This window comes from Achromobacter sp. RW408, from assembly GCF_003184165.1.
GTDB lineage: Bacteria > Pseudomonadota > Gammaproteobacteria > Burkholderiales > Burkholderiaceae_B > Achromobacter > Achromobacter xylosoxidans.
The window spans coordinates 173,434-194,933 of record NZ_QHHO01000040.1; the positions used below are offsets into that span (position 1 = coordinate 173,434).

At 67.4% G+C, this 21,500-nt stretch carries 16 protein-coding genes; 15 read left to right on the forward strand and 1 reads right to left on the reverse strand.

All coding sequences use genetic code 11. The features are described 5' to 3' along the window. The 12 genes from DK459_RS08400 to DK459_RS08455 all read left to right on the forward strand — a co-directional run. Positions 1–1,182, forward strand: a 1,182-nt coding sequence (locus DK459_RS08400) for an ATP-dependent DNA helicase RecG (protein ID WP_146221887.1), incomplete at its 5' end; no start/stop codon positions are given. Between the two features lie 88 nt (positions 1,183–1,270). Beyond that, a complete protein-coding gene (locus DK459_RS08405; RefSeq protein ID WP_006386427.1) occupies positions 1,271–2,221 on the forward strand; it encodes a LysR substrate-binding domain-containing protein in 951 nt (316 codons plus the stop codon). 117 nt (positions 2,222–2,338) lie between these two features. Continuing rightward, on the forward strand, positions 2,339–2,839 hold the full coding sequence (locus DK459_RS08410) for a Dps family protein (protein ID WP_006386428.1): 501 nt from the start codon (positions 2,339–2,341) through the stop codon (positions 2,837–2,839). Between the two features lie 799 nt (positions 2,840–3,638). Continuing rightward, a complete protein-coding gene (locus DK459_RS08415) occupies positions 3,639–4,898 on the forward strand; it encodes a nucleotide sugar dehydrogenase (RefSeq protein ID WP_006386429.1) in 1,260 nt (419 codons plus the stop codon). Positions 4,899–4,941: 43 nt separating this feature from the next. Next, entirely contained in the window at positions 4,942–7,422 is a 2,481-nt protein-coding gene (locus DK459_RS08420; protein WP_070541339.1) for a hypothetical protein, read from the forward strand. Then, on the forward strand, positions 7,419–9,479 hold the full coding sequence (locus DK459_RS08425; protein WP_006386431.1) for a glycosyltransferase: 2,061 nt from the start codon (positions 7,419–7,421) through the stop codon (positions 9,477–9,479). Before DK459_RS08420 ends, DK459_RS08425 begins: the two co-directional genes overlap by 4 nt. A 57-nt stretch (positions 9,480–9,536) precedes the next feature. Then, on the forward strand, positions 9,537–10,697 hold the full coding sequence (locus DK459_RS08430) for a polysaccharide biosynthesis/export family protein (RefSeq protein WP_026383511.1): 1,161 nt from the start codon (positions 9,537–9,539) through the stop codon (positions 10,695–10,697). A gap of 7 nt (positions 10,698–10,704) precedes the next feature. Further along, positions 10,705–12,045, forward strand: a complete 1,341-nt coding sequence (locus tag DK459_RS08435) for an ABC transporter permease (RefSeq protein ID WP_054499497.1) — start codon at positions 10,705–10,707, stop codon at positions 12,043–12,045. A gap of 9 nt (positions 12,046–12,054) precedes the next feature. Next, positions 12,055–12,768 (forward strand): ATPase, encoded by a 714-nt coding sequence (locus DK459_RS08440; protein WP_006386434.1) that lies wholly within the window; start codon positions 12,055–12,057, stop codon positions 12,766–12,768. Between the two features lie 121 nt (positions 12,769–12,889). Continuing rightward, complete coding sequence (locus DK459_RS08445; RefSeq protein WP_006386435.1) at positions 12,890–13,921, forward strand: sugar ABC transporter; 1,032 nt, start codon at positions 12,890–12,892, stop codon at positions 13,919–13,921. Next, positions 13,914–15,896: a Vi polysaccharide transport protein VexE gene (locus DK459_RS08450; protein WP_109421471.1), complete on the forward strand. Its 1,983-nt coding sequence runs from the start codon at positions 13,914–13,916 to the stop codon at positions 15,894–15,896. The genes DK459_RS08445 and DK459_RS08450 overlap by 8 nt, the downstream gene beginning before the upstream one ends. Positions 15,897–15,922: 26 nt before the next feature. Then, positions 15,923–17,167: a polysaccharide lyase family 1 protein gene (locus DK459_RS08455; protein WP_054447608.1), complete on the forward strand. Its 1,245-nt coding sequence runs from the start codon at positions 15,923–15,925 to the stop codon at positions 17,165–17,167. Positions 17,168–17,235: 68 nt separating this feature from the next. Here DK459_RS08455 and DK459_RS08460 read toward each other — a convergent pair whose 3' ends face one another. Continuing rightward, entirely contained in the window at positions 17,236–17,841 is a 606-nt protein-coding gene (locus DK459_RS08460) for an alpha/beta hydrolase (RefSeq protein ID WP_045953516.1), read from the reverse strand. A gap of 293 nt (positions 17,842–18,134) precedes the next feature. On the opposite strand from DK459_RS08460, the gene DK459_RS08465 reads away from it, so the two are divergent. From DK459_RS08465 to DK459_RS08475, 3 genes are all read left to right on the forward strand, one after another. Further along, positions 18,135–19,262 (forward strand): branched-chain amino acid ABC transporter substrate-binding protein, encoded by a 1,128-nt coding sequence (locus tag DK459_RS08465; protein ID WP_006386439.1) that lies wholly within the window; start codon positions 18,135–18,137, stop codon positions 19,260–19,262. A 212-nt stretch (positions 19,263–19,474) separates the two neighbouring features. Next, positions 19,475–20,176, forward strand: coding sequence for a response regulator (locus tag DK459_RS08470; RefSeq protein ID WP_006386440.1), 702 nt, complete (start codon positions 19,475–19,477; stop codon positions 20,174–20,176). Next, a complete protein-coding gene (locus tag DK459_RS08475; RefSeq protein ID WP_054470155.1) occupies positions 20,169–21,461 on the forward strand; it encodes an ATP-binding protein in 1,293 nt (430 codons plus the stop codon). The genes DK459_RS08470 and DK459_RS08475 overlap by 8 nt, the downstream gene beginning before the upstream one ends. Positions 21,462–21,500: the final 39 nt, after the last annotated feature.

The following is a 21,500-nucleotide window of genomic DNA, read 5'->3' on the forward strand; positions in this document are numbered from 1 at the left end:
AAGACCGTGGTCGCCGCCATCGCCGCGGCCCAGGCCATTGCCGGCGGCGCGCAGGTGGCGTTGATGGCGCCCACCGAGATCCTGGCCGAACAGCATTTCCGCAAGCTGGTGTCGTGGCTGCAGCCGCTGGGCGTGAACGTCGCCTGGCTCAGCGGCAGCCTGACCGCCAAGGCGCGCCGCGAGGCCGCCGCCGCCGCGGCCGACGGCAGCGTGCAACTGGTGGTGGGCACGCAGGCGCTGATCCAGGACCATGTCGAATTCCAGCGCCTTGGCCTGTCGATCGTCGATGAGCAGCACCGCTTTGGCGTCGGCCAGCGACTGGCGCTGACGCGCAAGGGCGAGACGGTGCGCGGCCGCATCGTGCCGCATCAGCTCAACATGAGCGCCACGCCGATCCCGCGCACGCTGGCCATGACCTTTTTTGCCGACCTGGACGTGTCGGTGATCGACGAACTGCCGCCGGGGCGCACGCCGGTGCTGACCAAGCTGGTGTCGGACGCGCGCCGCGAGGAAGTCATCGCCCACATCGCGCAGGCCGCGCGCGGCGGACAGCAGGCGTATTGGGTCTGTCCGCTGGTCGAGGAAAGCGAAGCGCTGGAACTGCAGACCGCCGTCGATACCTACGAAGGCATGCGGGTGGACCTGCCGGACCTGCGCATCGGCCTGGTGCATGGCCGCCTGCCGCAGGCCGAGAAGGCGGCGGTGATGCAGGCGTTCCGCGAGGGCGAGATCGACCTGCTGGTGGCCACCACCGTGATCGAGGTCGGGGTGGACGTGCCCAATGCCTCGCTGATGGTCATCGAGCACGCCGAACGCTTCGGCCTGGCGCAACTGCACCAGTTGCGCGGCCGGGTGGGGCGGGGCACCGCCGAATCGGTCTGCGTGCTGCTCTACCAGACGCCGCTGTCGCAGGTGGCGCGCGAACGCCTGCGCGCCATGTTCGAAACCTCGGACGGTTTCGAGATTGCGCGCCGCGACCTGGAGCAGCGCGGCCCCGGCGAATTCCTGGGCACGCGCCAGTCGGGCATGGCGCTGCTGCGCTTTGCCGATCTGGAAACCGACGCCGAGATCGCCGAACAGGCGCGCGATGCCGCCGTCTGGCTGCGCGCCGAACATCCCGCCGCCGTCGAGGCGCACCTGGCCCGCTGGATGCGGGGCCGGGAAGACTTCCTGCGCACCTAGGCCCCAGCGGATGAATGCCACCATGACCTTCCCATTTTCCAGCGCCGCCCGCCGGGCGCGCGCTCAACTCCCGGGGGCGTAGTCCACCATGACTCTCACCGAACTCAAATACATCGTGGCCGTGGCGCGCGAGCGCCATTTCGGCCGGGCGGCCGAGGCCTGTTTCGTCAGCCAGCCCACGCTGTCGGTGGCGATCCGCAAGCTCGAGGACGAACTGGGCGTGACGCTGTTCGAGCGCGGCGGCGCCGAAGTGGGCGTCACGCCCATCGGCCAGCGCATCGTCGCCCAGGCCCAGAAGGTGCTGGAAGAGAGCGCCAGCATCAAGGAGATCGCGCGCCAGGGGCACGACCCGCTGGCCGGCCCGTTGCGGGTCGGGGTGATCCATACCATCGGCCCGTACCTGCTGCCGCGCCTGGTGCCGGTGCAGATCGGCCGCACCCCGCAGATGCCGCTGCTGCTGCAGGAGAACTTCACCGTGCGGCTGGTGGAGCTGCTGCGCCAGGGCGAGATCGATTGCGCCATCATGGCGTTGCCGCTGCCGGAAGCGGGGCTGGTGATGCAGCCGCTGTACGACGAGCCATTCGTGGTGGCGGTGCCGCAAGACCACGAGCTGGCGCAGCGCGAATCGATCGACGCGCAGGACCTGAAGCAGCAGACCATGCTGCTGCTGGGCAGCGGCCACTGTTTCCGCGACCAGGTGCTGGAGGTGTGTCCGGAACTGTCGCGCTTCTCGGCCGCCAGCGACGGCATCCAGCGCACCTTCGAGGGCTCTTCGCTGGAGACGATCCGCCACATGGTGGCCGCGGGCATCGGCGTGACGGTGCTGCCGGTGACGGCGGTGCCGGAGCAGCCGCCGTCCAACAGCCTGCTGCGCTACCTGCCGTTCGAGGGCCACGTGCCCGAGCGCCGCGTGGTGCTGGCCTGGCGCCGCAGCTTCCCGAGGCTGGCGGCGATCGAGGCGCTGGCCCAGGCGGTGTACGAATGCGAGCTGCCCGGCGTGCGGATGCTGTCGGACGAAGCCGCGGCCGTGCAGGATTGAAATTGCGAGCGCATTTGCGCTCGATCAAGCCGCCTCGCGCCGGCCGGCCTTTGGGCCGGATTGTCGCAATCGCGGTGTTATCCTCGTTTTGTCTACCAACCCCACAGGGAGCTAGCAATGGCAAAGTCCTCCAAGAAGACCCCCAGCGTTCCGCGCATCAACATCGGCATTTCGGACAAGGACCGCGCCGCCGTCGCCGGTGAACTGTCCAAGCTGCTGGCCGACTCGTACACCTTGTACCTGATGACGCACAACTTCCACTGGAACGTCACGGGGCCCATGTTCAACACGCTGCACTTGATGTTCATGACCCAGTACACCGAGTCGTGGAACGCGCTGGACAGCATCGCCGAACGCATCCGCGCGCTGGGCCACTACGCCCCGGGCACGTATCGCGAATACGCCAAGCTGTCGTCCATCGCCGAGCCCGAGTCCGTGCCGGAAGCCCTGGAGATGGTGCGCCTGCTGGTCAACGCCAACGAATCGGTCGCCAAGACGGCCCGCGCCGCCTTCGAGAAGGCCGATGCCGCCAATGACCAGCCCACCGCAGACCTGCTGACCCAGCGCCTGGACGTGCACGAAAAGAACGCCTGGATGCTGCGCAGCCTGCTGCAATAGGCCGGGCGGCGCCTGGCCGGCGCCAGCGGCATGCCAAGCCCCCGGGGACCTTGCGGTTCCCGGGGGCTTTTTCATGCGGCCGCGCTCCGGTTTCCCGCCGGGACGCCGGGCGCATTATCCGGAAGGCGGGGCGGGTATATGCGCGGATCGGCGGCCACCCTTTGGCGCACTTGTTCGAATGTGTAATCCACCGGCCTGTCATCGGTGGAAGTCATTTCAATATCAGGACAGATTTCCGGGTACGCCACTCGCGGGCGCATATGCCACGGCCTTTGGAAATGGTCAATCGGCGTGAGTATTTTCGATTCCCTTCTAGCACGATATTTTTTGGAAATTCGGACGCCATCCGTGACTTGAAGTTGCAATAAAGACAGTTATCCCAGGGCGCTTACTGCTGCTCCCGAACGAATGCTCATTCCTTGCAGTTTTATTAAGCCAAGATAAGAAAACGACTTTATATATTTGCTAACAAGACAAACGATCTCATTCATTTCAAATTGTGTTGGAAAAGAGATTATTTCAGGGATTTCCCCACGTTTATTACGACCTCGGCGACTTATTTCCATAGCATCGAAAACTTTTAGAAAAAAATTTGCTGTCTGCCCGGCCTACGATTCGTTGGCTCGCTACCCGACCGTATGACGGGGTATCGAGATGTAATCAATTTTGAGCAACGCGTCCACCCCGGGCAGGCAAATGCGGTGCGATTCCGCATCGATTCGGTAATGCCCGGGTGTCGGTTTCTAGTGTCTTCGACACGACGAAAACAGTGAGGTCCCCCGTGGTAAAGAGAATCGCAGTGTGCGGTCTAGGATATGTCGGCCTGCCCGTGGCCGTGGCATTTTCCAGGCGTTTTGATGTCGTCGGCTTTGATGTGGACAAGCGGCGGATCACGAGCCTGAAAGAGGGTGAGGACTGGACCGGCGAGATCGAGCGTGATGCATTGCTGGCTTCCCCCATGCAGTTCACCGACCAGGTGAGCGAATTGGAAGGGTGCGATTTCTTCGTCGTGGCCGTGCCGACGCCGGTCGACGAGAAAAACAATCCTGATTTTTCCCTGCTGGTGCGCGCCTGCCGGTCGATCGGCCCGGTGCTGCGTCCCGGCTGCATCGTGGTTTTCGAATCCACCGTGCACCCCGGCGCGACCGAGGAAATCTGCGGTCCGGAGCTGGAAAAGGCATCGGGCCTGCGCTGCGGCGTCGATTTCAAGCTCGGCTATAGCCCCGAACGGATCAATCCGGGCGATCGCGAGCATCCGCTGGAGAAGATCGTCAAGATCGTGTCCGGCCAGGACGAGGAATCGCTGGAGATTATCGCGGGCGTCTACGAGCAGATCATCGACGCGGGCGTGCATCGCGCCTCTTCCATCAAGGTGGCCGAGGCCGCCAAGGTGCTCGAAAACACGCAGCGCGACATCAACATCGCGCTGATGAACGAGATGTCGAAGATCTGCGACCTGGTCGGCATCCGCACCGCCGAGGTGCTGGCAGCGGCGGGCACCAAGTGGAACTTCCTCAAGTTCACGCCCGGCCTGGTCGGCGGCCACTGCATCGGCGTGGATCCCTACTACCTGACGTCCAAGGCGCAGGAGCTGGGCTACCACCCCGAGGTCATCCTGTCGGGCCGCCGCATCAACGACGGCATGGCGGGCCACGTGGCCTCGCGCGTGGTGCAGACCCTGGCGCGCAATGGTCGCCTGAACGCCTCGACCCGGGTCGGCATCCTCGGCATGACGTTCAAGGAAAACGTGCCGGACATCCGCAATTCGAAGGTGGTCGATCTGTATCGCGCGCTGGGCGACTACGGCATCACGCCGGTGGCCTGCGACCCGATGGTCGACGTGGAACAGATGCGCCATGAGTACGGCATCAGCCTGGTGGAGCGCGACCAGTTCCGCGACATGGACGTGCTGATCCTGGCCGTGCCGCACCGCGAAACCATGGACACCATCTGGGAAGACCTGCCGCACCTGGTCAAGGCCGGCGGCATGGTGTGCGACCTGAAGTCGGTGCTGGACAGCCGCCGGCTTCAGTCCGACCTGTTGTACTGGACGCTCTGAGTCCAGGCCCGCCGCAACCCATCAAACACAGGAGAGGCCCGGAATGACAGCCTTTACCATCGCTCCGATCGGCACCTGCCGCATCCATACCCCGCTGCGCGATGCCGTGGCGCGCTACCCGATCAAGCAACAGCTCGGGCGCAACTACGGTTTCGTGCACACCAGCGCCGAGGCGCTGCAGCAGGCCCGCTTCATGTTCGGCCAGGCCGAGATTCCCACCGACGTGCAGCGCGTGATCTTCCGTCCGTCGAACGGCGAGCAGGCCCGGCGCGGCGTGCACAAGCCGGCCGACCTGTATATGGTCGAGCTGTCCTCGCGCAAGCTGCTGACCGTCGGCGGCTATCCGATCCAGTCCAACTACCTGGGGCGCTACTTCAGCGAGTTCTTCGCCGACCGGGCGCGCACCCGCGCGTTCTGGACGCAGGCCAGCGACGAACGGCTCGCCGAGCGGCGCGCATGGCTGGACCAGGATCCCGTCTTCAAGAGCCTGTCGGCGGACAATCGGGACCTGCTTGCCCGCATCGTCAAGCGTGAGCAGACGGACGACGAGATCGAGCAGCAGATGCAGCAACTGGTCGACCTGCTGGGCCGGGACAAGGTGGTGTTCGTCACGCACGTCAACGCCATGACGCCCGACAACGTGCCGATCGAACAACGCGCCCAGCTGATCGCCGCGGTGACCGCCAGCGCCCAGCGCATCGGCGTGCCTTGCTACGATCCGACGCCGCTGATGAACAAGATCGGGCAGGCCGACGCGATGGAAGATGGCGGGCTGGACCTGACGCACTACACCCCGCTGTTCGCCGAACGCCTGTACACCGAGTGGTTCAAGACCTTCGTGCGTCCGCGCCTGAGCGCCTCCACCCCGCAGTTGAGCGTGCCCAAGCTGGGCGCCGAAGAAAGCGCGGAGCGCATCGAGAAGATCTGGGACGCGGGCGAGCTGCGCGAAGCCTCGCGCCGCCTGCGCGACGTGCTGCGCCGCCATCCGGGCCTGCCCGACCACACGCTGCTGTTCGCGCGCATCCAGGAAGAGCTGGGCGACTACGAAGGATCGCTGGCGCTGCTGGGCGGCGCGGACGGCACGCTGGCCACCGGCAGCAAGGCCGAGCAGATCCTGATGCGCAACCACTTCAAGCTGGGTCGCTATGACCTGGCGCACTCGCTGGCCGCCGGCCTGCTGGGCGACGAGATCGAGACGCCGGAAATCGTGCGCATCGCGGCGATTTCGGCCGGTCACCTGGGATTCGTGGACGAAGCCCTGGGCAACTGGAAGCAGCTGTTCCGCATTTCCGCGCCGCAGGACGCGACCGCCACGGAGGCGGCCGACACCGTGCTCTCGCTGCTGCAGGCCGGCAGCGATATGGACGCCACCCTGCGCTGGGTCCATGAGGTGCGCGCTGCGATTCCGTCGCATGGCCGCAGCTTCGCCATGCTGTGGCGCGACCGGTTGATCGCCGGGGACCGTACGGGGCTGCGAGCGCTGGCGTCCGAGTCGCCCACGCTCAAGGACGTGGAGGCGCTGGAACTGGTCAAGGAAGCGACCTGGCGCGGATGCATCATGGCCGCCGCCGCGCTGGCCGTGTCCTGCAAACTGGCCGACAGCGAGCAGGAGGACATTTCGGCCTGGCTGCGCGCGCAATCCACAGCCTGGGCGGAAGAGGGCGCGCAGGCGCTGGAAGAAGGCCGCCTGCGCGATGCCGCCGAGCGCATCTGCGCGCACCGCCTGCTCAACCCCGACGCCCTGGCCGGCGTGCGCGCGCAGCGCGCCTTCGAGCGCGCCATGCGCCTGGGCGTGCGTGCGGCGCTGGTGGCGGGCAACCACAAGGAAGTGATCGACCTGACCGACATCGCGCTGGACACCGGCGTCGAGTTCCCGGAACTGCATGCGATGCGCGGCCGCGCGGCCGACGCGCTGGGCGACAAGCAGACCGCCATGCGGCACCTGGAGCAGGCCGCCGCCAACGAATCCGCGCCTTTCAGCACGCAGCTGCATTTCGCGCGGGTCGCGTTCAACGGCGGCTGGTTCGGCGAGGCCATCGACGCCTACAAGATGGTGCTGGCCCATGGCTCGGCCGACCAGAGCGCCAAGGAGGAAGCCGAACGCCAGCTGGGAAGGCTGGGACCGCGCGCCATCCGCGGCGCCCGCGAAATCCTGTCGGCGGGCGATCCCAAGGCGGCCTGGAACCTGCTCGAGCGCGTGGCGCAGTCGTGGCCGCAGATGACGGAAGTCGACCACGAGAAGCGGCGAATCCTGGCCGTGCTGTACGCCGAATCGCGCGCGCTGGACTCGTCCAGCACCACCGAGCGCCTGGCGCTGGGTGAGCGCATCCTGCAGCTGGTGCCGGACGATCCCATCGGCCTGCGCCTGGCCGCGGTCGGCGCCATGCGGCTGCACCGCTTCGAACAGGCCTTGCCCTACTGGCGCGCGCTCCAGGAACGTTCCGACAATCCGGCCCAGTACGACCACTACATCCAGCGCTGCCTGGTGTGGATCGACAAGGCCAACCGCAGGAAGGCCGCATGAATCCGCCACTGACTACCGAACGCAAGAACACCGCGTCCGACCTGCAGGAGGTCAAGACGCGGCTGGAGGAAATCGTGGCGGCGTCGGGACGGGTCCAGGTGGCGCAGGCGAACCTGGTCGACGCGCAAGCCTTGGCGCGCGGCCACATGGCCGACTCCAAGGTGCGCTTCCTGCTGCTCCGGCTGAAGGAAGCGGCTGGCCTGAACGAGGGCATGGCCGAGCAATGGGCCACGCTGCTGCGGGAATGCCCGGACGACCTGGAGATCGTGCGTTATTGCGCGACCCGGCTGGTCAAGGAGCGCCGCGTCGACGACGCGCTGGCGCTGGTCGAGCGGCACCTGCCCGAGTCCACGGACAATCCGTCGCGGCTGTTCGCCCGCGCCAAGCTGCTGAGCGATATCCGCGCGCATGAGCAGTCCGACGAGCTGTTCCGCCGGCTGATCCTGCAGCATACGGACCGCAACATCCGCGTCGAGTTCGCCAAGCGCCTGCGCAAGCGCGGCCTGCTGGCGGACGCCTTCGACGTCATCGCGCCCGTGGCCAAGCATCTTGCGCCGGGCAGCAAGGCGGCGGAACTGGCCGACGGCCTGGCCAGCGACTACGCCTTCTATCAGCGCCTGGAGCCCGAAGCCGCGCTGGCCGGCAAGGACATCAGGATCGTCTCGATGAAGCATGCGATCCTGCATTTCCGCAATCGGCAGATTCCGGAATACTCGCCCGACAAGCCCGTCTCGGTCGCGCTGGTGACCGGCAGCCTGGGTCCCGGCGGCGCCGAGCGGCAGCTGACGCGGCTGGCCGGGGAACTGGCCCGCATGGCGGATACGCCCGCCCCGCGGCCCGCCGACGTGCCGATGAAGCCCGAAAAAGTCGAGGTGCTGGTCAAGCAGCACACCGAGCCGGCCGGTTCCACCAAAAAGCAGGGGCTGGACTTCTTCCTGTCGGTGCTGGTCAAGGCGCGGATTCCGGTCACGGAAATCAACAAGCTGCCGGCGATCTCGGTGGCCCACCAGTCGGTGCCGGACGGCAGCCTGAGCCGGCTGCTGGAACAATTGCCGCCGCCGGTCCACTACGGCGTGACGCGATTGGCGCCGGTGTTGCGCGCCAACACCTTCGACGTGGTCAGCCTGTGGCAGGACGGCACGTGCCTGTTCGGCGCCCTGGCGGCGCTGCTGGCCGGCGCGCCGACCATCCACCTGGTGTTCCGCGGCCTGCCGCCGAACATCCGCAAGGACCGCTTCCGCGAGGAGTATCCTGAGCTGTACCAGGCGCTGGCGCAGGTGCCCGGCGTGCATTTCGTCAGCAACAGCCGCAAGGCCGCCGAGGCCTACGCGGAGTGGCTCGGCATTCCCATCGTGCGCTTCCACGTGCTGTACAACGGCGTGCCGGACCTGGCCACCGATGCCGCGGCGACGGACCAGGAAAAGTGGCGCGCCTTCCAGGAAAGCACCGCCGACGCGACGGAGACCATCGGCGGCGTGTTCCGCCTGGAGCCGGACAAGCGGCCGCAACTATGGATAAAGCTCGCGGCGCTCTACCTGAAGCAGCGTCCGCAGGCGCGCTTCGTCATCGTCGGCGACGGCCGCCTGCACGAGAACATCGTGGCGCTGGCGCAGGAATTGTGCGTGATGGACCGGTTGCTGCTGGTCGGCTTGTCGAACCACGTGGGCTACTGGTATTCGCAGATGGATGCCAAGGTGCTGCTGTCGCGCTACGAGGGCCTGCCCAACGTGCTGATCGAAGCCCAATTGCTCGGCGTGCCGGTGGTCTCGACGCCGGCCGGCGGGGCGGGCGAGTGTTTCGAGGAGGACCAGACCGGCCACCTGCTGGGCGATGTCGAACATCCGGACCTGCACGAGGCCTGCGACAAGGTCGCCTCGATCGTGGATCGGGTGCGCGCCGACGCGAGCCTGAGGGCGCAAAGCCGCCATCGGGCGCAGACCCTGTTCTCGCTGGAGGCCATGCTGGCCAAGTTCCTGAGCCTGTGCATGCCGGCCATGCCCGAGTCGGAGAACGACGAGAGCATGGATATGCCGCCGATGCGCCTGATGCAGGCCTGAACGCCCGCCTTACCCAGGTCCCCTCCAGGTCCCCTGGTTTCGAAGACAAAGGAAACTATGCAAATGAACGTCCCGGCCGCGGGCCCGCGCCGCCTCGCGGCGCCGGCCCTGCTGCTGATTACCGTGCTTACGCTCAGCGGCTGCCAGTTGCCGCGTTCCGGCCCCATGCTCAGTGAGGTGACAGGCGCCCACGACGCCAAGGACGTGGTCGTGATGCAGGCCTCGCGCGAGCTCGCGCGCGCGAGCCGGGTTGCCGAGGTCTCGGATTTTCCCGTGCGCTACCGCGACCTGACCCAGGCCGGTTTCGACCGCCTGGTGCCGGGCGACGGCGTCAACGTGAAAGTGTGGGAGCGCGGCGGGCTGGGCGTGTTCACGGCGGACCCGTCCGGCGTGAGCGACCTGGGCAACCAGGAACTGGACCGCAACGGCAATGTCGCGTTTCCCATTCTCGGCAAATTCCAGGCCGGCGGCATGACGCTGGCGCAACTGCACGACGCCATCGTCGGGCGCCTGAGCCGGCTGGTGGCCGGCGCCGACGTCAGCGTGACGCGCGTGGCCGACGCCCGCGGACAGATGGTGACGGTGCAGGGCAACCTGACCAAGCCGGGCATGTATCCCATCACGCAGACCGCCCAGCGCCTGAGCAGCGCGCTGGCGCAGGCCGCGCCGGTGCAGACCAATCCGGAGCAACTGGTCGTCAGCCTGCGACGCGACAATCAGGTCGCCTCGGTGCGCCTCTCGGACATCTACCGCAACCAGAACAACGACATCCTGCTGCGCCCGGGCGATGTCATCACCGCGTATGAATCGCGTGAGTTCCTGACGGTGCTGGGCGCCGCCGGCAACCAGGGCCGCGTGGCGATCAGCAAGCGCAACTACAGCGTGCTGGACGCGCTGGCCGATGCCAGGGGCCTGGACGACAAGACGGCGGACCCGCGCTCGGTCTTCCTGTTCACGCCCGCGCAGGCCGGCGTGGACGGCAAGCCGGACTTGCTGCCGGTGGTGTATCAGTTCGATCTCACGCGCGCCGAGCAGGTGGCGCTGGCGCGCGAATTCAGCGTGCACGAGGGCCAGGCGATCTATATCTCCGACGCGCCGTTCACGCAGGTGCAGAAAGTGCTTTCGGCGTTCCGCGTGACCATGAGCGCCGGCTTCAGCGCGACGCGCGCCATCGACTCCGACTCCGGCTCGAGTTCCTCCAGCGGCGTCAGCCAGTAGCGTGTCGATGAGCAACGAGGATCGGATCAAGGGTTGGCGCGCGCGGAGAAAGGACAGCAGCTACGCGGTGGGTTCGGGCGTCGCCGCGTGGCGCCTGGATCCCGCCGCGCTGTTCGAGGCGAAGGCCGAGCCGGCCGTGCTGTTCAGGCCTTTGCTGGCGCGCCTGCAGGGCGAGCCGCATGACTCCGTGGCCGCCCGGCGGGCGGTGTACGAGGCGGTGCAGGAGGAGCTGGACGCGGAGATTGCGCGCGCCAAGGTCGACGAGACGCTGGCGGACTTCTCCCGGCGGCGCCTGCGCATCATCGTGCGCCTGCTGGAGCAGGACATCCGCGCGGGCGTCGACGTGTTCGCGCCGGGCTATATGCCGGCCCGGCTGGTGGCCGAGGACCGGCGCCTGGCCGAGGCGCACGCGCGGCGCGAGGAGCGGCGCAGGCAGGAGGAGGCGCGGGAGGCGCGCCGCGAGGCGTCGCGCAACGACGTCGCGCTGGAAATGGAGCTGCCCCCGGGGGAGGCCGGCGACCTGGAGATCCTGCGGGAGCGGCTGCGCGGGTTGCATGCCGGGCATCATCCGCGCCTGGCCGGCCGCGGCTGGCCAGGCGGACGCACGTTGCTGGCGCTGTTCGTCTACCAGCTGCACGTGATGCACGGCGAGAGCCGCATCGCCCTGTTGTGGGCGCTGGTGGGCCCGGTGGTGCTGCTGACGCTGATTTCGTCGCTGTACATCCTGATGGGCACGCACTACATCCTGGGGATGGACGTGCAGACCTTCTCGCTGCTGGGCGCGACCACCTGGATCATGTTCCGGCAGATCATCTTCAGGAGCAGCACGGCGTACGTATCGGCCCGCGGCCTGTTGAATTTCCAGGGCGTTTCGCCCTTGATGTGCGCGCTGGTGCAGGCGCTGCTGTACGTGTCGGTGTACCTGGTGGTGTTCGTGGTGCTGATCGGCGCCGGCCATGCGCTGGACCTCATCACGCTGCCCAAGAGCTGGCCGGGCTTCATGCTGTACGTGGTGCTGATGGCGTGCTGCGCCGCCGCGATGGGCCTGCTGTTCGGCGCGATCGCGACCTTCTGGCACTTCTTCCTGCGGCTGGCGCCGGTGATCGAGCGCTTCCTGCAGATTTTCTCCGGCGTCTTTTTCGTCTCGGAGCAGCTGCCGGAGCAATTGCGGCCCTGGATGCTGTGGCTGCCTTTCTCCCATGGCATGCAGCTGTTGCGATCGGCCTATTTCGACGCCTACACGTCGCAGGACGCGAGCCTGGGATATTTCCTGACCAGCCTGGTTTTCCTGATGGTGGTCGCCCTGGCGGCCGAGCGGCTGGCCCGTCCCAATATCCAGCCCATGTGAGGAACGACGATGATTCATCTCAATGGCGTGACGGATGAACCCCTGGCCTTCGGCAGCCGGCAGGCGCTGCTGGCCGGCGCCCATCTCGACATTCCCGTCGGCCGCTACGCCTTGCTTTCGCCCGCGCCGGAGCTGCATCGCCAGATCATCGACCTGCTGTGCGGCCTGCGTCCGCCGCGCCAGGGCTTCGTGCGGCACGAGGGCAACGTGTCCTGGGCCATCGGCCGGCAGGGCTTCATCCGTGGCAAGGCCAACGGCCTGAGCATGATCGAGCTGGTGAGCCAGATGTACGAGATCGATGCCGATGCGACGTACGAACTGGTGGCCGACCTGATCAGCGACCCCAGGAGCCTGAGCCGGCCGATGGAACATTGGCCGTTGTATGCGAGGCAGGAGTTTTCGTTCGCGCTGGCGCTGGCGCCGGCGTTCGACATCTACGTGATCGAAGGGGCGATTCCCTTCGAACCCTGCCGTTTCACCCGTCTCTGGCTGGCGCTGTTCGAAGAACGCCTGGTCGGCAGGACGCTCATTCTTTCCAGTTACCGCCAGAATCAATTGGCGGACTATTGCCTGAAGGGCCTGATTTATGAACGAAGCGCACTCCGCATCGAAGACGACCTCGACCAGTGCATCAGTAAGTTCCCCCCGCGACGATCACGCAGCGAATCCGGAACAGGCGACGACGTCTTCGGCGGCTTCGACGAGGGCCAGCTCGGCTTCTGAGAGCGGTTCCGAGATCGAGCGCCGGCGCCGCGAGCGGCAGGCCGCGCTGGACGAACGTCGCCGGCGCCGCTGGGTCAATGCCTTCATCGTCGTCGCCCCGGTCGCCCTGGCGCTGGTCTACGTGCTGTTCGTGGCCACGCCGCGCTACGAAGCGGAATCGCGCTTCTTCGTGCAATCGGGCTCGGGCCAGCAGGGCGGCGGCGCCATGGCGGCCAGCCTGCTCACCACGGGGAATTCGGGCGGCATGCTCGGCGGTTTCGTCGACGGCTGGGCCGTCAGCGATTTCCTGCGGTCGCGCGACAGCATGCGGCAGCTGGACAAGAAGGTCGGGTTGCGGCAGTACCTGCGCAACGCCGGCCTGGACCCGGCCAACCACCTGTCCGAGGATTCGAGCGAGGACGATCTGTATCGCGCCTACCGGGCCTCGGTCCAGGTTTCCTTCAATGCGCTGGAGCAGATCGACGTGCTGCGGGTGCGCGCGTATTCGCCCGAAGACGCCGAAATGCTATCGAAGGCCTTGATCGGCCTGGCGGAGGACTTCGTCAGCTCCATGAACGAAAAGGGCGTGGCGGACAAGCTGAAGGTCAGCGAGGAATCGGTCCGGCAGGCCGAGCAGAAGGCGCTGGCCGCGCGCGAAGCCCTGACCTCGTGGCGAACCACGCACGGCAATATCGACCCGACCGCCACGGTGGCCATGCTGCTGAACCTGTCCAGCCAGCTCGAAGCGGAACTGAGCAGCGCCCAGATCAACCTGGACAAGATCCGCGCGCTGGGCAACAAGGACCACTTCATGCTCAAGCCCGCGGAAACGCAGGTCGTGGCCCTGAAGAAACGGCTCGCCAGCGTGCGCCAGCGCCTGAGCGGCGAAGGCAACACGGAAGCGAAACAACTGAAATCCTACGAGGCGCTGCGCAACACCCAGGCCTTTGCGGATTCGAACCTGACGCTGGCGCAGCAGTCGTACCAGCAGGCCGTGACCGACGCCCTGCGCCTGCAGCGTTACCTGTCCATCATCGCGCAGCCGGTCTCCACGGACCGGCCCAGCAGTCCGCGCACCGGCGTGCTGCTGTTGCAGGCGCTGGCGCTGGGCTTCGTGCTCATGTTCGTCCTGCGCGCGGCGATGGCCTTGCTCAGAGGATTGCGCCATGGTTGATACGACGATAGAACGCCCCGGCACCGCCGCGGCACCGGCATCGGCGGCGCCCGCCGCCGTCGCAAACACCGCCGCCAGCGATGCCACCAGCCGCCTGCGCGCGGTCATCAAGCGGATCCTGGAGGCGGACGACCCCTTGCAGGCCATGGCCGAGCTCGGGCCGGCGCTGGCGCGGGTGGAAGAGGGCTGGCGCGATGCGCGCCGCCTGCTGGTGTCGCCGTTCGTGCGGGTGGGGCGACTGGAACCGGCGATCGCCGCGCTGGAACGGCTGGTCCAGGCCTATCCGGCGCGCACCGACGACCGCCGCCTGCTCGCCAGCCTGCTGGGCCGCACCGAGCAGTGGGAGCGCGCCATCGCCCAGGCGGATGCGGCCGCCGCCATCGCGCCGGATTCCTCGGCGCTGCAGGCCGCGCGGATTCAACTGCGGGTGCAGGCCGGGCATATCGCGCAGGCGGCCGACGTCGCGCGCCAGACCGCCGCCCTGGCGGCGGCCGCGCCGGGCGACGCGCATTGGTGGATGCTGGCGTTTTCGCGCAACGGCGACGCGGTCGAGGCGGCCGGCATTGCCATGGCCTTGCAGGCCGATGACCTGCCGAATGCGCGCGTGGCGACGGTGGCGGTGCGCGTGCTGCTCGACGACGACCGGGTCGAGGCGGCGATCCTGCTGGGCAATGCGGCGCTGGACGCGGGGCACGATGCCCCGGCGTTGCGCGCATCGCTGGGGCTGGCGCACCTGCGGCGCGCCACGGACGACGACCGCAAAGTGCATGCGCTGGCGCACTTCGAGGCGGGCCTGGAAGCGGCCCCGACCGACGTGCGGCTGTTGACGCTGCACGGAGAAACCCTGCTGCGCGCGGGCCGCTACAAGGACGCCGTGGCGCCGCTGCGCCAGGCCATGGAACTGGCCCCCGAACTGGAGCAGACACGCGCCCTGTATGCGCGCGCGCTGCGCTACACGCTGCAGTACGGGGAGGCCGCCGATCAACTGCTGCACCTGGTCGAAAAATCGCCCGACAAACAACTCTGGCAGCGCGCCGCCATCGGCGCGCTCTCGCAAGCGGGACGCAAGCAGGAAGCCGAAGCCTTGTTCGAGCGCTATGTCGGGCAACGCGGCCGGGCGCTGCCGCCAACGTTCCAGCAGGCGCTGGAACAACTGGAGCAGAAGCTGGATACCGCGCCCATACCGCAGGCGCGACTGGACTGGGCCTGGTCGCTGCGTGGCGATGCCGGGGCTGATCGCGCGCAATGGGAGCGGCGGGCGCGCTGGGGCCACCTGGTGGATCACCTGCTGTTCGATTGGCTCGAATGCCGCGAAGACAGCGTCGAGGAAGCCATGCAAATGCTGGGTGAACTGGACACCGGCGAACGCTTCTTCGCGCCGCTGCTGGCGGCCGGCCGGGGCGTGGTGGTGGCCACGGCGCACGTCGGCCCCATGTATGCCGGGCTGATGGCGCTGGAACTGCTGGGCATTCCTTCCCGCTGGCTGGCCACCGCGCCCAGCATCGCCCAGAGCAGCTATGCCGCCGCCCTGATCTCCACCGCCGACCAGACCGAGGCGCAGGTCGCCAAGGCCTGCATGCGCGCGCTGGCGGCGGGCAATGTGCTGTGCCTGGCGGTGGACGGCGCGGCCAACCCGGCGGCGCCCCGCACCCAGTTCGAAGGGCAGGCGGTGACCTATTCCAGTTTCGCCGCCCACCTGGCGCACCGCCAGGGCGTGCCATCGGTGTTCTACACCCCGCGCTGGGAAAACGGCCGCGTCGCCTATACGCTGGAGATGCTGCCCGCGGTGGAACCCGGCGAGGACGCCGATGCGTATGCGCAGCGCTGGCAAGAGGCGTATTTCAAACACCTGAGGGCGCATGTGGCCGGTCCGCCGGAAAACCTGCGCCTGAGCGGCGGCATCTGGCGCCACGTGCAGCCCGCGGATCGATCCGCGCGGCCCGCCGGCGCAGTGTTGGGGAGCGAGTTTCGATGATTCCGCGAACGAATTCGAGAGAGAGTATGAGGAGCAGGGCGCCGCAATGGGCCAGGCGCTGGTCCAAACGGTTGCCGCGCGCGCTGGCCTGGCTGGCGGCGCTGGCCGTGCTGTACGGCGGCGCGGCGGCCGCCAACGAGTCCTGCGCCAGCCCGGACGAGCGTTGTCCATTCGTGTCCGCGCTGCTGCAGCAGCGAGAGGGCTACGGCGCCCGCGCCACGGGCGGCCTGGGCGGCCGGTTCATCGAGGTCACGTCCGACCAGGATGCCGGACCGGGCACGCTGCGCGCCGCGCTGGCGCAGGCCAAGAAGGGACCCACCTGGATCCGTTTCGCCTCCGACATGACCATCGTGCTGGAATCGCAACTGCGCGTGCCGTCGAACACGACCATCGATGGCCGCGGCAGGCACGTGGCCCTGATCGACGACGGGCTGGGCGTGTATGGCAGCCGGAACGTGATCCTGACGCACCTGACCATCGATGGCCGCCTGAACCGCCTGACGCAGGCGGTGAACATCGCCAACGACAGCCGCGATGTCTGGGTGGACCACATGGATCTGTCGCGCATGTCCGACCGCCTGCTCAACGTGAAGAACGGCTCGACCGACGTGACGATTTCCTGGACCAAGTTCCACAACTCGAACAAGGTCATGCTGCTCAACAACATCACCTCGAAGGACCTGTTCGCGAACTACGAACGTGATTCCATCGCGCGCGTGACGCTGCACCACAATTACTTCTTCAACACGGTGCAGCGCAACCCCAGGGGCCAGTTCGGCACCTTCCACCTGTTCAACAATCTGCTGGAGAATTGGGATTTCTACGGCATGAGTTTCAGCCTGGAGGCCAAGGCGCTGGTCGAAGGCAATATCTTCAACAACGATTCGAAGCGCGAGTGCGTGGAGCCGGAATTCTTCCCCACGGTGGAAGGCGTCAAGGTGAATTACTGCCGCTACATTCCCATGGCCGCCAAGCGCAGCGCGCTGGACAACGGCGCCTCCGACGAGGGCGCCTACCAGCAATTGAAGGCCGTGCACGGCTATACGCGCGACTTCAAGGCATTCCTGCGCCTGAAAGACAACCTCTACCTGGGGGACGCCAAGCCGGTGCTGCAGGACTATCGCCCGGAAGCCGCGCCGACGCCGCCCTATTGCTATGGGTATGAGAAGCCCTCGGCCGAGCTGGCGGAGCGCATCCGCAAGCACGCGGGGAACACCAGCGGCGATACCCCGCTGCCCGCATCACGGGTCGGGACGAACTGCGCAGGGTGACGGGCGGCGATGGGTTTCCCGCCTGCCGCGGGCCGACGCGCGCGTGGCGGGCAAGAGAGCCGGCGGCCTCAGGCCTGGTGCGACAGGGGACGCTCGGGAATCGGCGCGATGCGCTCGGGCGGCGGCGATACCCGCCACGAGGCGCGGCGGCGCAGCGCGCCGAACAGCTTGAGGCCTTGCGGCCAGTCTTCCAGGCCGCTGTCGGCGTTGATGTGGCCGGCGCCCGGAATCACCACCACACGGCTGCCCCAGTGCTCGGCGAAGGCGCGGGCCCGTTCCAGCCGGCAATAGGGATCGTTGTCGCTGGCCACCACCACGCTCTGGAACGGCAGCGAGTGCCGCGGGATCGGCGCGAAGCCGCGCAGGCATTCCGGGGCGTCGGCGCGCTCGACGTCGGCCGGCGCCACCAGCAATGCGCCGGCGACCTTGGCGCGCAGCGGCACCGGCAGCGCCGCGCTGATCAGGCAGCCCAGGCTATGGGCGATCAGCAGTACCGGGCTGCGGGCCTGGTCGACCTGCGCCGCCAGCGTGGAAATCCATTCCGCGCTGACCGGATTTTCCCAGTCGCGTTGCCGTACCCTGACCGCGTGCGGCAGCAGGGCCGCCCAGCGCGATTGCCAGTGGTCGGGTCCGGAGTCTTTCCATCCGGGGACGATGATCGGTTGGAGTCTCATGGCGGCCATGATGCCGCGCCGTCTTAGTAACGCAAACGAATAAATGCGCTTTTGCATATACGGTGGTGGGCATAAAGGAAATCGGCCGGGGAGAGGGGCGGCGCCGGGGTCGCCGATGCGGCACCGCAATATCGAAACCTCGCCCAAGTCGGGCCGGAACCCCCTGCAAATGCCGGTATTTTTCAGTGTATGCTTGCCGTGCTAATGCAACGTAACGGGGCGTGACCAACACATTTCCGGCTGTCCGCCCGGTGCGAAAACCAACGATTACAAGCCATTAAAGGAGTCCACTCATGAAGCAAGCATTTCGTCTGACCCCGGTCATCGCGGCGCTGGGCGTCGCCGCGGGGTTGGCGTTCAGCGCCGGCGCGCAGGCGCAGACCATCAAGATCGGCGTGGTGGGCCCCACCACCGGCGCGGTCACCCAGTACGGCGACATGGTGCGTGAAGGCGTCGACACGGCGGTCGAGCGCATCAACGCCGCCGGCGGCATCAATGGCAAGAAGCTGGAAACCGTGGTCATCGACGACGGCTGCGAACCCAAGCAGGGTCCGGTCGCCGCCAACCGCGTGGTCAACAGCAAGATCGGCTTCGTCGTGGGCCACGTCTGCTCGGGCGCCACCATCGCCGCCGCCGACGTCTACAACAACGAAGGCGTGGTCATGGTCACGCCCTCGGCCACGTCGCCGGCCCTGACCGACGGCAAGAACTACGAGTTCATCTTCCGCACCATCGGCCGCGACGACCAGCAAGGCCCCGCCGCCGCCAAGTTCATCCTGGAAAAGCTCAAGCCCAAGAAGGCCGCCGTGCTGCACGACAAGCAGTCGTATGGCCAGGGCATCGCCACCGCGGTCAAGAACGACCTCGAAAAGGGCGGCGTGCCGGTCGCGATCTTCGAAGGCATCAACGCCGGCGACAGCGACTACTCGGCCGTCATCACCAAGCTCAAGAGCCAGGGCGTGGACTTCGTCTACTACGGCGGCTACCACCCCGAAATGGGCCTGCTGCTGCGCCAGGCGGCCGAGCAGGGCGTGAAGGCCAAGTGGATGGGGCCGGAAGGCACGGGCAACCCGGACATCAACGCCATTGCGGGCGACGCCGTCGAAGGCATGCTGCTGACGCTGCCGGCCGACTTCACCCAGAACGCTGCCAACGCGGAGATCGTCAAGGCCTTCGCCGCCAAGAAGCGCAATGCGGCCGGCGCGTTCCAGATGACGGCCTACACCGCCACCCAGGTCATCGCCGACGGCATCAAGGGCGCCGGCAGCGAAGACCCGACCAAGGTCGCCAAGTACCTGCACGCCAATTCGTTCGACACGCCGATCGGCAAGGTCAGCTGGAACAAGCAGGGCGACCTGACGAACTTCCAGTTCGACGTGTTCGTGTGGCACAAGGACGGCTCCAAGTCCGTCTACAAGTAAGCACCTGGCGTGCGCCGGGCGGCCTTGCCGCCCCGGACGCGCGCCAGGCGCCAGACCCTTCGGCCGGGCCGGAAGCAGCGTCTTCCCGCCCGGCTTTTGCGTGGGCGGCTGCCTTCGGGAACCGATCGGCCGGTCCCCCGGTCGAACGCCGCTTGCGCGGTTTTGCGTAGAATGCGGCCAAATCGAACTCTCTTTTCCTGTCCGGACACCCCATGACCAAGGCCTTGCTAGTCGAAGACGATCCGAAGCTGTCGCGCCTGATCGCGCAGTTCCTGGAGCAACACGGGTTCAATGTCGCCCAGGCCTACCGCGGCGACCACGCGGTGGAGGCTTTCCGCCGCCATGACCCGGCCATCACCATCCTCGACCTCATGCTGCCCGGCCGCGACGGCCTGCAGGTCTGCCGCGACCTGCGCGCGTTTTCGTCGGCGCCGATCCTGATGCTGACCGCCCGCGAGGACGACCTGGACCAGATCCTGGGCCTGGAGTCGGGCGCGGACGACTACGTCATCAAGCCGGTCGAGCCGCGCGTGCTGCTGGCCCGCATCCGCGCGCTGCTGCGGCGCCACAGCCAGCTGGAGGAACCGCCGGAGCGCCTGGAGTTCGGGCCGCTGGTCATCGACCGGCGCACCCGGGCGGTGGTGCACGGCGGGGTCGAGGTCGACCTGACCACCATGGAATTCGAAATGCTGTGGGCCCTGGCCAGCCAGGCCGGCCAGGTGCTCACGCGCGACGACCTGCTCAATGCGGTGCGCGGCATCGAGTTCAACGGCCTGGACCGCAGCGTCGACGTCTGCGTCAGCAAGCTGCGCCGCAAGCTGGACGACGACCCGCGCGATCCGGCGCGCATCAAGACCGTGTGGGGCAAGGGCTATCTGTTCTCGCCCAAGGCGCACGAGGACGGCGATGATTAAATTCGTCCTGCGGCTCTTCGTGGTGCTGGCGATCGGTTTCGTGATTTCCAACGAAGTCGTGGACCGCTCCGCCAACTACCTGTTCGAGCCGGTCAGCGACGCTTACACCCGCGAATCGGTGCGCGGGCAGATCCACAGCCTGGTGCAGGAACTGTCGAAGGTCGAGCCGGGCGCCCGCGCGGCCCACATCGAGCAACAGCTGGCGCCGTACTACGGCCTGGGGCTGCGGGTGTTCAACGCCGCGGACTACAACGCCAGCGACAAGGAACGCCGCATCGCCGCCAAGGGCGACTTCTTCATCCGCGACAAGATGCAGACCTTCGTGGCCGCCATTCCGGGGCCGGGCAACCAATGGCTGGAGGTCAAGCTGCCGCCCGAGCCGTCATTCGGCCCGTGGGTGGTGGCCGCGGTGTATTCGGCGCTGGGCCTGCTGCTGTGCGCCTTCATGCTGGTGTGGGCGCTGCCGATCTGGCGCGACCTGGAAGCCCTCAAGACGGCGGCGTTGCGCATGGGGCAGGGCGACCTGCAGGCCCGGGCCCGCCTGTCGCGACATTCCAGCATCGGCAACCTGGGGGACACTTTCAACCAGATGTCCGAGCGCATCGGCGCGCTGATCAACAACCAGCGCGAACTGACCAACGCGGTCTCGCACGAGCTGCGCACGCCGATCGCGCGCCTGTCGTTCGAACTGGACATGATCGGCCGGGCGGAAGAGCCGCTCGAGCGCAAGCGCCTGATCGACGACATGAAAAGCGACGTCGCCGAACTGGACAGCATGGCTTCCGAACTGCTGATGTACGCCCGCCTGGAGCACAAGGGCGACGGCGTCACCCTGCAGCCGCAGGACGCCCGCAGCTGGCTCGATTCGGTTGTGCAGCACGCCGCGTTCCAGGCCGAGCAGTCCGGCGTGCGTTGCGAAGTGGTGCTGTGCCAGGTGCGCGAGGTGCACCTGCATCAGCGCTACATGACACGGGCGTTGCTGAACCTGCTGCAGAACGCCATCCGCTATGCCAGCGGCCGGGTGCAGGTCAGCCTGGTGTCGCCGGCCCCGCGCGAGTATGTGCTGATGGTCGACGACGACGGCCCCGGCATTCCGGCCGCGGATCGCAAGCGGATCTTCGAACCGTTCATCCGCCTGGACGAAAGCCGCGACCGCGGCACCGGCGGCACCGGCCTGGGGCTGGCCATCGTCAGCCGGGTGGCGCGCTGGCACAACGGCAGCGCCGAGGTGGCCGATAGCCCGCTCGGCGGGGCCCGTTTCATCGTGAGCTGGAAGGCGGCCTGAGCGGCCCCGCGGGGCATCCGGCACGCCTTTAACAAACTT